Source organism: Nonomuraea turkmeniaca, from assembly GCF_005889735.1.
In the GTDB taxonomy this organism is placed as follows: domain Bacteria; phylum Actinomycetota; class Actinomycetes; order Streptosporangiales; family Streptosporangiaceae; genus Nonomuraea; species Nonomuraea turkmeniaca.
Window position 1 is genome coordinate 1 of the sequence record NZ_VCKY01000296.1, and the last position, 11507, is coordinate 11507.

Consider the following 11507-nt stretch of genomic DNA (forward strand, 5'->3'; position numbering starts at 1 on the left):
CGATGGACCTCCACGCCAAATTGCAACTGGGCGGGACGGTGCCGTCATGGTTGTGCGGTGGAAAGGTCACCAAGGACCTCGGGGAGCACTTCGAGGTCGGCTTCAACGCGCTGCACCACCGTCTCGGATACGACGACGTCCCCTATGCCAAGCGGTGGGTCGAGCAGAACCGTCCCGTCGGGGTGTCACACTTCCTGGGCTGGGAGACCCTGACCCACGCACAGAACCCGCACTTCGGCGGGCCAAAGGGCGTCACGTCGGTGTATGGGGTGCTGCCGGACGGCCGGCTGACCTATACCACCATCGACGCCGCCACCGGAAAGCGCACCCACGGCGCGGTCGTCTCCACAGCCACCCTCGGCTTCACGCCCAAGGCCATGGCCACACTCAACTTCCGCACCATCCTGATCACCGACACCAACGGCAAGCTGTACCGCATCGACGTGCAGACCAACCGTGACACCCTCACCTTCGACCCGCCCGTCCTGCTGGGCAGCGGCTACACCCACGACCTGCTCGCCTTCGACGGCAGCAGCCACTTGTTCGGCATCAAGGACGGAACCCTCCGCCGCTACACCATCACCGCCGCCAAGCCTGCCCTTGCCGACATCACCGGCAACACCGCCATCGGCAGCGGCTTCGCCCTCAAAACCCTCACCGCCACCGGGCCCGACTGGATCCTCGGCACCACGGCCGGAGGGCAGCTCATCTCCTACAACATCAGCGGCGCCGGCTCCTGGAAGCGCTACCAGCTACGCGACTCCACCTGGCAGAATTTCGACCACCTGCTGTCGCCTGGCGGGGGTGTCTACTACGGCCACCACCGCGACGGCTCCATGCACCGCTACCTCGACATCAACCCCTACGACGGCCGAAACGACGACCTGACCGGCCAGGGCGCCGTCGACACAAGCGGCTGGGCACAGACCCTCCTGTCCGCCCAGCCCGCCAGTGTCACGTGAGCGAATGACAGATTGAATGATCCAGCGTTTGAGGTCGTCTGGACGGCTGATGAGCCGCCCAGACGACCTGCCACCTCACCGCCGCCGTCACCTGTCGGTCGGCGTCGACTAGATCCAGCTGACCTGTAGCGCGGGGCCGCTTATGACGTCGCAAGAGCGTACGGCGGGGCGGGTTGTGGTCCGGTGCCTTCGCGCGCGGCGATCCAGGAGTCGTGGAGCCACATCTGCGTGCCCCGGCGTCCCTGGCCGGAGTCCCATGCGATGTCCCGCTCGTAGGTCAAGACGGCGCCGTCGCGGCCGACCACGACCCAGCTGTAGAGGCCGTCGTCGTGGTGCATCTTCACCTTCATCCCGGAGATCGTGGCTGTGGTGCCGTCGGTCAGGGTCACGGTCTCGTCATGCTGATCAACCCAATGGACGCTGAGCCCGTCAACGTCATCGGGCGCCACCTGCCGCAGGAAGCGCAGGGCGATCTCCTCGGCGCGGCGCCTGTCGGGGAGCGGGCCGTCGGCGCCGTCATGGAGGCGGGTGAATCCGAGGATCGTGCCGCGCGCGTCGAGGACGAGGCTGGCATGGGGCCCGCCGAGCCGATAGCCGTCGGGCTGGTGCCGGATCAAGGTGACATCGCGCTGGTCGTGTCGCTCCTGGCGTACGCTGACGATCTCCCAGCCGGCGGGAATGCGCAGACCGGTGCCGCTCAGCGCGTCGGCCACCCGGCGCCGAGCGTCGTTCGCCTCAGCCGTCGGGGGTTCGGCCGAGGGCGCCACGGTGCGGACCACCACGGGACGGCCGGCGTCGGCGCCGGACTGGACGAATGCGGGATGGCGATCGTCACCGCCGGTCACCGCGAAGGCCGTTCCGGCGGTGGCGACGACCGCGATGGCGATCCCGGGCAGGATGGCGGGCTTCAGACGGGGCATGGGTCTACTCCTCCAGAGTGGTCACGAACGGTGGGAAAGGAAAGCGTGTGGTCGCAAGACGGGATGCGGAAGATCAGCGGAGCCGCCTGCCGGTGTGCGCCACGAAGACGATGACGCCCGCGGCCAGATAGAGGCCGGCCACGACACCGAGGGAACCGGCGAAGCCGTACGGCAGTGCGGTGGCGTAGGAGCCGAACCCCGCGCCGAGGAAGAGGACGAACCCGTTGACGGCCATCCCGACGCCCCGCGCGGGATGCGCCGCTTCACCCCAGATAGTGATCATCGTGGGGACCAGGATGGCGACTCCGGCCACGAAGACGATGCCGGCGGCGGTGAGGCCGATGAGCGCGCCGTCCAGCAGGACTTCGGCAACCAGGCCCGCCGCTGCGAGGGTGAAGCCGGCGAGTGCCGTACCCGCCACGCCGAGGCGTCTGGCCAGCGGCCCGGCGAGCAACGAGCAGAACATCGCCGGCAGGGCGGCGGCACGGACGAGCATGACCTCGGTCGCGGTGAGACCGGCGACGGCCAGATGGGGGCCCAGCAGGTTGTACATCCCGACGAAACCGCCCAGCACGACAAGGTGTCCCAGGCAGATGAGCAGGGAACGGGGCCGGACGGCGAATCGGATCAGCGCGGCGTAACGGACCGGAAGCGGCTGATGGGGCCTGTCCACATCGGGTTCCCGGATGACGATGAAGGCCGCGACGGTGAGCGCCGCCAGCAGGATGCCGCTGATCAAGAAGGTCCAGCGCCATCCGCCTACGACGGCGATGGCGGCGGCGGCCAGTTGCCCCATGATCCCGGCGCTGAGAAAGGCGACCGAGATCGCTCCGATCGCGGTGGCGTGCCGTCGCGGCGGCAGCGCCTCGCCAAGAAACGCCAGGGCTGTCGGGGCGAATGTGGCGGCTGCCGCGCCCTGCACGGCCCGCAGCACGGCCAGGACGCCCATCGAGGGGGCGAAGCCCACCGCCAGCGTCACGACTGTGAGCGCCGCGAGCCCGGCGACCAGGATCCGCCGGCGACCGAAGTGATCGGACAACGGTCCGTAGACCAGGAATCCCAGTGCGTAGAAGAACGAGTACCCGGAGGCCAACGCGGCCGTCACTCCGGCGGACCCGAGGTCGGCGGCCACCGGTTGCTGCAGCGGGATCGATACGTACAACTGCATGAGGACGAGCAGCGCGGTTGTGACGAGGAGGGGGACGAGGGCCGCCCGCTTCGCGGACCGGCCGGCTACTGGCGCGTGCGAGGCACTCACAGTCATGGACATAGCCCTTATCTCCAACTCCAACGATGGCGTTGGAAATTACGCTAGCACGTCGTCGGCAAACTTCAACGCTCGCGTTGGATATGCTGTCCGGCATGGCCTGGAACACCGACGAGACCAAGCGCAGACTCAAGGAGGCCGCGGTCGTCGAGTTCGCCGCTCACGGTCTCGACGGCACCACCATGGAACGCATCGCCCGCCAGGCCGGGATCAACAAGGAGCGGCTGTACACCTACTTCGGCGACAAGGCCCAGTTGTTCGCCACCGTGCTAGCCGACGAGCTGAACAAGGTCGCCGCAGCCGTGCCGCTGGACAACCTGTACGGGCCCGAGGCCGTCGCCGCCTACGCCGCCGCGGTGTACGACTACCACGCCGAGCATCCCGAGCTGACCCGGCTGCTGTTGTGGGAGGGCCTGCACCACCTTGGCGAGGTGCCCGATGAGGCATCCCGCACCGACTACTACCGCACCAAGGTCGCCGCGTTCGCCGAGGCGCAGCGGGCCAACCTGATCAGCGATGAGATACCGGCCGCCGACCTCGCCTTCCTCGTCCTGGCCCTAGCGGGTTGGTGGTACGCGGTTCCGCAAATGGCCCGCATGATGCACGCCGACGATGCGGCAACTCCGGACACGGCCAGGCAGGCCCTCATGCGGGCCGCCACGAAACTGGCCACCCCCAAGGCATAGGTCGCCTGCACCCACGCAGCCACTTTCCCGCCACCCGGCCAGGGGGACCCTCGTGACCGCCCTCGAACGGACGCTGACCAAGGCCCTCACGGACAACGCCGGTCAGGTGCACCGCCGGCGTCAGTTCACGTGAGGCCAGAGCCACTTGGACCAAGCCGGTGGGCTCCCAGCGACTCTGGGCCACTTTCAGGAGCGAGGCCGGCTCGTGTCGGCGCCGTAGCGTAGTCCGTCGATGAGGAGCGCGACCATGCGCCGGCTGTACGTGACTCCCTCGTCCGGCACCGGCAGGCACAGATGGGCGACGGCGTACAGGAGGTCCTTGGGGCTGATGTCGGTACGAATCTCTCCACTGGCCGTCGCGGCTTCGAGCAATGACTCCAAGGCGGGTCCGAGTCGCCGCATGAAGTAGCCGGGCAGGGCGTCGAACGCAGGATCGCCCGAGTGAAGGGCTGTGGCGAGTCCCCGTTTGGTCGCGAGGAACTCGGTGTACCGGTGGAGCCACTTGGCGAGTGCTGCTCCTGGCTCGTGTGCCGCGCTCAGCGCCGGGGCCGCGTCGGCGCAGGCGTCCACCTCCCGCTGAAACACGGCCTTGACCAGGTCTGAGCGCTGTGGGAAGTGCCGGTACAGCGTTCCGACTCCGACGCCGGCCAGATCGGCGATCTCCTTCGCGGGCGCGTCCACGCCTGACGTGCCGAAGACGGCCTTCGCTGCTTCAAGCAAGGAGTCGATGTTGCGTTGCGCGTCGGCGCGCAGCCGACGCGGCGCGCGTTCGAGTGCGCCCGGATCCGCAGAGCCGGTCGAGTCGGCTCCGGTCGGCGCTGTGTTCTCCCTCACGACACTCCTTCGCTTGCATAACCGGAACGTCTTTCCGTATAGTTCCGGAAAGACGTTCCGCTTCGGTTCAGGATACGGCATGCAAGCACGCCGGCCATGCCTCGACCACAACCTCGGGAGAAACCGTATGCAGTACCGCACCCTCGGGGGGACCGGCATCCACGTCAGTCCCTACGCGCTCGGCGCCATGATGTTCGGGGGCGTCGGCAACCCCGACCACGACGACTCGATCAAGATCATCCATAGGGCCCTGGACGCGGGGATCAACTTCATCGACACCGCCGACATGTACTCCCACGGCGAGTCCGAAGAGATCGTGGGCAAGGCCCTCCAAGGGCGCCGCGACGACGTCGTCCTCGCCACCAAAGCCCGGTTCCCGGTGAACTACAACCCCAGAGGCGCCACGCCAGTCCCTCCGAACCGGTCGGGCGCCTCACGCCGCTGGCTGATCCGCGCCCTGGACGGCTCGCTGCGCCGCCTGGGCACCGACTACGTCGACCTGTTCCAGATTCACCAGCCCGACCCCGACACCGACATCGAGGAGACCCTCTCGGCCCTCACCGACCTGGTGCGTGCCGGCAAGGTCCGGGCCATCGGCACCTCCTCCATGCCCGCCTCGGACATCGTCCAGGCGCACTGGGTCGCCGAGCGGCGCGGCCTGACTCGGCTGCGCACCGAGCAACCTCCGTACTCGATCCTCAACCGCGGCATCGAGCGCGAGGTCCTCCCCATAGTCCAGCAGTACGGCATGGGCGCCCTGGTCTGGAGCCCGCTCGCCGGCGGCCTGCTCACCGGCCGCTACCGCAAGAACCAGCAGAACACCACCCATCGGTCCCAGTTCGGCTTCCAGCACCTGAGCGACGAGCGCCGCCTGGACGCCGTCGAGCAGCTCATCCCGCTCGCCCAGGACGCCGGGATCCCGCTGACCCACCTGGCCATGGCCTTCGCGATCGCCCACCCCGGCGTCACGTCCGCGATCATCGGGCCGCGCACCATGGAGCACCTCGACAACCTCCTCGCCGGCCTCGACGTCACGCTCACCGACGAGGTCCTCGACCGGATCGACGAGATCGTGCCACCCGGCACCGACATCGGCAGGCTCGACATGGCCTACAACCCACCGGCCATCGAGCACGCGCGCCTGCGCCGCCGGCCCGTCGACGAACGCGCCGCCGCCTGACCGCCTCCCCGCCTCGCTCCCGCACGGCGGGCGCACCTGCAGCGCTCCGGGCTCGGTCTGGAGACCGCCCGAGCGCTCAGCAGCGCCGGCGCCTCCGTCACCGTGGGCTCGGGAACCTGGGCGATCTCGGGAGCCGTGTGCCGGACGTCACGTCGAGGTGGAATGACGTGCGGGCAGCTTGTCGCCGATGAGGGCGAGGCACTGGATGGCGGACAGGGCGAACAACGCGGAGAACGGGGTGTAGACCCACGGCGCGCCGGAGGACGGGTTGAGCGTGTTGTCGACCTTCGTGGCCGACCAGTCGCGGTCGTGGGCGTACTCCCAGGGCAAGGGCGGGGTCAGGAAGGTGCGCCAGGCGCGGGCGGCGTAGGCGTCGTCTGCGAGCCGCGCGGCCGCATAGGCGTCCAAGCGGGCATGCCCCTGTTTGCAGATGAGGTCGCCGAAGTCGGCGCCGGTCTCGGCGGCCTGTTCGGCGGGGGTGGCGTTGTAGAGCCGGCAGTACTGCAGCCAGGCCGCTTCGAAGGCCGGCATGTCGATCGCGTCGATCAGTTCGGCGCAGATCTCCGCCAGTCCGAAGATCGCACCCAGGTGAAGGACGAAGACGTCGGGGGCGGCAGCGGCGAAGCGGCCCGTCGCGAGGTCGTAGCGTGCGCCCGCCTGGATGAAGCCGTTGGGCAGGGCGGCGATCGACTCCATGCCGGCGAGCAGCTTGCGCCTGGCCGCCTCCGCCTGCGGTCCGTTCCGCTCCCATTCGGTGAACCAGGCCGCGGCCAGCGCTCCCCAGTCGGTGCAGACGCCGATGTGCAGTGCTGCCGGGTCCGGGACGTACGGCTCGGTACGGATCTTGCGGCCTGGGTCGAGCACCAGGAAGGTCCGTTCGGAGTCGACCAGCTCACGCAGCAGGTCGCCGGTGCGCTCATCGGCGGTGAGGTAGTAGAAGATCCGGCGGTAGATCGCGTTGCTGATGCGGTGCTGCTTGCAGCTGTCGCCCCAGTGCGTGACCCCGTGCCGGGTGCCCAGCCCCGCCCACGGGCCGAGGTGGTAGACGTCGACCTCGCCGGTGTGCCGGGTCATGGCTTCGGCGAAGCGGAAGAGGTCGGCCCGTCCTGACCGCAGAAAGGCGTACCACAGCCACAAGTCGGGCGAGAACTCGGAGTTGGTCCAGGCGTGCCCGCCGACGTCGTAGCACCAGACCTGGCGGTCGGCGTCGAAGCTGTGCATGACGTCGCCGTGGTGCCAGAAGCCGTACCAGTGGCGCTCCTCGACCTGGGACCTGTAGTAGGCGAACAGGAAGTCGAGGTGCTCCTCGACCTCGTTCTTCACCGGATGCCCGGCATCCACCGGCGCGAACAGCCCGCCGAACACCTTCGCCGCCACCAAATGCCCGACCGGGTTGATCAGCTGCGGCGGGGTGCGGACCTGGTCGGCCATCTCCACCAGCCGCTCGCCGCTCGGAGTGGCGGCCAGCGCCCAGAAGGTCAGCTCGCTGGTCCGCGCGATTCCGTAGGGCGTGCCGAAGCCCGGCTCGTAGTCCTCGTGGGTGAGAGCGAGCCCGTCGAGCTGGGCGCGATGAGTGTCCTGACCCAGGCCGTCGTGATAGAAGCGCAGGTCCATCGGCTCTGCCTCCGGCGACCAGAGCCACACGGTCACCTCTGCCTCCTCGGTGTGGGCGCCGCGGATGTCCAGCTGGGTCGGGTGCCGCTGCCAGAAGTCGCGCAGCCCGAAGGCCAGCCCGCCGCTCGCCCCACCGACGTAGCCGAGCCCGGAAGCGCGGCCGCCCTGGTCGACCGGGATCCAGCTGTAGCCCTTCTCGGTGCGCTTGCGGATGGTGTAGCCGTTGGCGGAGAGCTGGCTGAGCGTGTAGTCGCCCCATTCGGGCAGGTGCCCCAAGCCCTCGGCCACACGGTGGTTCCAAGTGTCGGGGGCGGGGAGCGCAGTGCCCGCGACCTGTGCGGCCCGTACGTCGGCGCCAGGGCCGCGGGTGAAGTTGAGCCCGGTGATCCCCTTGACTGCCTCGGCCATCATGCCGTGCCCCTCGCCCACGAACCGCACGTGCCGGTCGTAGGCCGCATCGCGCATCGGCACCCGCAGGCGCACGCCGAGTCCGGCGATGTGGCCGTCCTGTCCGTGCCGGTCGACGACGAAGGTGTGCATCATGCGGATGCTCTCGGTCCCCGCGGAGAAGTACAGCCGGAGCGTGAACGGCAGCCACGAGTCGCCCCTCGTGCCGGAGGCGTGTGTGCCCTCGATGCGCACCACGGCTCGCACGGGGCCGGACTGCTCGACGACGACGTTCTGGATCTCGCTCAGGTAGCGGTCCCGCGCGATGACGCCCTCCTCGTCGTCGTCGATCCCGCTCTGTCGGACGGTGACCAGCCGGACCCCGCGGGCGACCTCGGTGTCGTCGCGCCAGACGTGGCTGATCACCTCGGGGCCTGATCTGCGGATTCTGGCCCTGATCAGGCCGGTTTCCACGTCGAGATGGTCCTCGTGCTCGGTGACGGTGACCGGCGTGGCAGGGACGCAGGCCGTGCCATGCCGGAGCGTGTAGCCGTCCGCGGGCGAGGGCGCGGCGATCGCATGAGCGCTCCACTTCAGCGACCCGTCCGGCCAGAACGCGAGCGGCCAGCTCTGCACCGGCACGGCCGTGCCGGCGGCGTCGACGAGGGTGAACGCCTGGTCCGCGGCGACCGCGCCCTTGGGCCACGGGGTGCCCCAGGTGGACGCGGCAGGGCCGCCGGGTTTGCCTTCCAACCACGTCAAGCCCACCTCTGGTGGGGGTGTGACGCCGACGGCCGACGTGTCCTCGGTCAAGGGCTCTCCTCTGGTCATCTCCCGGTGATCGACAATAGTCAGGTCTTCCTCTCCGTACGCACCCGTCGGGCGGCTCAGGCCGTGACCGGCGCGGACAGGCCGGCCTTGACCGTGCCGCTGATCTCGTCGGCCACGATCTCCGCCGTGCCCGCGGCCGGCCCGTCCAGGGCGATCGCCGCGATCGCCGCCGGGGCGGCCTGCTGAGCGGCCGCTACGGAGGCGGCCATGTCGGTGTCCATGTATCCGACGTGCAGCGCGGCCACGTGGATGGCTTGGGGGCGAGCTGCTGGCGGAGCGCGTTCGTCATCGCCCGGGCCGCCGCCTTGGAGGCGCTGCGGGAGCCGAGCTGCGGCGCGTCCAGCCACGACCGCACGTTGAGGACCGCGCCGCCGCCGTTGGCCTCGACGACCGGGGCGAACGCCCGCGTCACGTCGAGGGCGCTGAAGTAGTCGGTCTCCATCTCCTGCCGGATGCGGCCGGGCAGGGGCGCCGCCGACGACGGGATGGTGGGCTATGGAGTGCTTCGCCGCTGGGCGCATTCGCCGCTGAGGGCCCCGCTCGCCGCCGGCACCAGGCCGTGAGCGGGCCGACCGATGCCCTCGTCTTCGCCAACCAGCACGGCGACTGGCGCGACGACTACCGCAAGCAGGTCGCCGACCTCCACCGGCCAGACCAGCACCGGTACGTCGCGGTCGCCGAGACCGGGGACGCCATCGCCGGCTACGTGGCCTGGAGCGTGGACCCGGCCCGCAGGAACGCCACCGTCACCATCCTCGCCGTCTGCGCCGGGCACAGCCGCCACCACGTGGGCACCGCCCTGTGCGAGCACGCCTTCGGCGACATGCGAGCCCTCGGAGCCGAGGTGGTCGAGATCGGCACCGGGGGAGATCCCTTCCACGCGCCCGCCAGAGCCCTGTACGAGCGGCTCGGGTGCACCCCACTCCCGGTCGCCGTCTACTACCGGCGGCTCTAGGGTCTGCTCTGAGTTCAGATCTTCGGGCGGAACGAAGGCCCGGATCTCAGGATGACGCCTGGCAGGGGAGCCCCGGCGGGCCGGCGAACTGCTTGAGCACAGGACCGGCCTCTCGCCTACTGCGTCGCCTCCCTCAGCAGGTCATGCAGCCGCTTCACCAGCTCAGGGTCGCCGTCGAAGGTCAGCGCCGCGACGTCCTCCCGCCCCCACAACCACAGCAGCACGTCCTGGGCCGCGCCCGAGATCGACGCCTCACCTGGAGAATCGCCCCTGGAGACCTCGACGCCCGAGGCGGCCAGGCGGACGAGCCAGCGATCGGCACCCGCGGCGACCGACACCGAGCGACCGTCCGCGCTGGTGAGTTTGTCACCGAAGTCCTCCGGCCACTGACGGGAAGCGAAGGCGAGGAAGGTCACCAGGATCTCGTCGATGCCGTCCACGGCCAGGTCGGGGGGGATGGGCCTGATGGGCTCGCCGGCCGCGAGCTCGGCGTCCACTCGGTGCACCACCGCCTCCAGCGCCATCCTGCGGGCCCAGAAACCAACGGTCTGGTCGGGGTCGTACCAGGTGAGTGCATGCTCCTGCGGCTCCCGGGAGGCGAGCTCGCCGCGCAGCTCGGCCATGGCGCGGTCCAAGTACGCCCCGGGGCCGTTCGGATCGGGCTCCGGCGGCCAGGGCTTCGGCCAGGTGCCGCGGCGCATCGTCTCGGCCTTGTGGAGGAAGGTGTCGCCGACATGCTTGAGCAGGTCGGCGGTGGTCCACCCTGGGCAGTGGGGCACCGCGGCGGCGAGGTCACGGGTGGCGGTTTCGCGCATTCGCGCGTAGTCCAGCTCGAGTAGGTCTAAGTATCGGCGCTGATCCATTCACCCAGTCAAGCATGGGCGCGCGGACACGGCACTGCTGCTGCCGCAAGCAAGTCCGGGATCGGGCTTCGCTCACCCAGAGGGAGGCGAGACTCGATCAAGGACGTTGGCTGAAGGACAGCTGGACCGCGCGAGGCGCCGCCCTGGTCGACGGCGAGGACGAACGGCCGCCGCGGTAGGCCTGCCCGTCAGTGAAGGAACGGTGGATGAGCCGCGCTGATCACGTGGCCGGGAGGGCGGCGGCGAGGGCGGCGAGGTGGTCCGAGACCGGGCCCACGGTCAGCAGGCCGCTGCCCGCGCCCGCCAGTTCGCCGGCCGCCGGCTCCAGCGCGGCGCGGGCGCGCCCCATCGCCTCCCGGTCGCAGACGGCCACCGCCGCCCGCGCCACCAGGCACCACATCGCCTCCATCAGCAGGTCACGCGGTGGCTCCGGCACCCCGGCCAGCACCGCCGCCGCCTCCTCGCGGTGGCCGCCGGCCAGGAGCACCAAAGGACGGACCCACGGCTCGTACGGCCCCCAGCCCGCCTCACGGGCCTCGGGTGGCAGGCCGCGGCGCACCCGCGCGCACAACAACGCCAGCGGCAACAACCCGCGCTCCAGGCCCGGCATGCCGGCGCCGTCCAGCCGCGCGGCCGCCTGGCGGTAGGCCTCCTCCACCTCCTCAAAAGCCGCCGCCCGTCCGGCCATGTCAGCCGATTCCCGCTCGGTCGCCTTCGCCTCATCGGTCCACGCCTGTCCGGTGACGTCCAGCCGCAGCGCCCGGTACCAACCCGTGAAGACGCTCACCAGCGGCCGCTCGTGCCGCTCGGCCAGCCGTTCCGCGGCGGCCGCGTGCCGGTCGGCGCCCGCGAAGTCGGCGAGCGCGCAGCGCGCCTGCAGGCGGATGAGTCCTTGATGCCCTTGGAGGACGCTGCTTCGGCGTGAAAAGGGGGGCTGCTCCGCCGTACTCCGGATTGTTACGAGCGGAGGGTGCTGTGATCGGTGAGGCTGAGGGTGGGCGTGGCCGC

At 70.1% G+C, this 11507-nt stretch carries 11 protein-coding genes and 1 pseudogene; 4 read left to right on the plus strand and 8 right to left on the minus strand.

The window, feature by feature from the left end; genetic code table 11:
- On the plus strand, positions 1-962 hold a 962-nt coding region (locus tag ETD86_RS56195; protein ID WP_170223675.1), incomplete at its 5' end, for a tachylectin-related carbohydrate-binding protein.
- 140 nt (positions 963-1102) lie between these two features.
- Here ETD86_RS56195 and ETD86_RS47920 read toward each other — a convergent pair.
- Complete coding sequence (locus tag ETD86_RS47920; RefSeq protein ID WP_138673281.1) at positions 1103-1882, minus strand: hypothetical protein; 780 nt, start codon at positions 1880-1882, stop codon at positions 1103-1105.
- A gap of 73 nt (positions 1883-1955) precedes the next feature.
- The gene (locus tag ETD86_RS47925; protein ID WP_170223676.1) at positions 1956-3146 is read right to left on the minus strand and encodes an MFS transporter; all 1191 of its coding nucleotides are present in this window, start codon (positions 3144-3146) and stop codon (positions 1956-1958) included.
- A 98-nt stretch (positions 3147-3244) separates the two neighbouring features.
- Between ETD86_RS47925 and ETD86_RS47930 the strand changes: the two genes are divergently transcribed.
- Positions 3245-3835, plus strand: coding sequence for a TetR/AcrR family transcriptional regulator (locus ETD86_RS47930; protein ID WP_138673283.1), 591 nt, complete (start codon positions 3245-3247; stop codon positions 3833-3835).
- Positions 3836-4021: 186 nt separating this feature from the next.
- Here ETD86_RS47930 and ETD86_RS47935 read toward each other — a convergent pair whose 3' ends face one another.
- On the minus strand, positions 4022-4669 hold the full coding sequence (locus ETD86_RS47935) for a TetR/AcrR family transcriptional regulator (protein WP_246149385.1): 648 nt from the start codon (positions 4667-4669) through the stop codon (positions 4022-4024).
- A gap of 127 nt (positions 4670-4796) precedes the next feature.
- Here ETD86_RS47935 and ETD86_RS47940 point away from each other — a divergent pair, with 127 nt between their 5' ends.
- Positions 4797-5849 (plus strand): aldo/keto reductase, encoded by a 1053-nt coding sequence (locus ETD86_RS47940; protein WP_138673285.1) that lies wholly within the window; start codon positions 4797-4799, stop codon positions 5847-5849.
- 147 nt (positions 5850-5996) lie between these two features.
- Here the strand turns inward: ETD86_RS47940 and ETD86_RS47945 are convergent, their stop codons facing one another.
- The 3 genes from ETD86_RS47945 to ETD86_RS57615 all read right to left on the minus strand — a co-directional run bounded on the left by ETD86_RS47945 (position 5997) and on the right by ETD86_RS57615 (position 9168).
- Positions 5997-8663, minus strand: coding sequence for an exo-rhamnogalacturonan lyase family protein (locus ETD86_RS47945; protein ID WP_246149387.1), 2667 nt, complete (start codon positions 8661-8663; stop codon positions 5997-5999).
- A gap of 74 nt (positions 8664-8737) precedes the next feature.
- The gene (locus ETD86_RS57610; RefSeq protein WP_211370772.1) at positions 8738-8890 is read right to left on the minus strand and encodes a hypothetical protein; all 153 of its coding nucleotides are present in this window, start codon (positions 8888-8890) and stop codon (positions 8738-8740) included.
- Positions 8875-9168: an SDR family NAD(P)-dependent oxidoreductase gene (locus tag ETD86_RS57615; RefSeq protein ID WP_342779356.1), complete on the minus strand. Its 294-nt coding sequence runs from the start codon at positions 9166-9168 to the stop codon at positions 8875-8877. Before ETD86_RS57615 ends, ETD86_RS57610 begins: the two co-directional genes overlap by 16 nt.
- 72 nt (positions 9169-9240) lie before the next feature.
- Between ETD86_RS57615 and ETD86_RS47955 the strand changes: the two genes are divergently transcribed.
- Positions 9241-9636, plus strand: coding sequence for a GNAT family N-acetyltransferase (locus ETD86_RS47955; protein WP_211370774.1), 396 nt, complete (start codon positions 9241-9243; stop codon positions 9634-9636).
- A 116-nt stretch (positions 9637-9752) separates the two neighbouring features.
- Here ETD86_RS47955 and ETD86_RS47960 read toward each other — a convergent pair whose 3' ends face one another.
- Together ETD86_RS47960 and ETD86_RS47965 are read right to left on the minus strand one after the other, a co-directional pair.
- Positions 9753-10451, minus strand: a complete 699-nt coding sequence (locus ETD86_RS47960) for a maleylpyruvate isomerase family mycothiol-dependent enzyme (protein ID WP_170223677.1) — start codon at positions 10449-10451, stop codon at positions 9753-9755.
- 268 nt (positions 10452-10719) lie between these two features.
- Positions 10720-11507, minus strand: a pseudogene (locus ETD86_RS47965) (hypothetical protein); the annotation flags it as partial.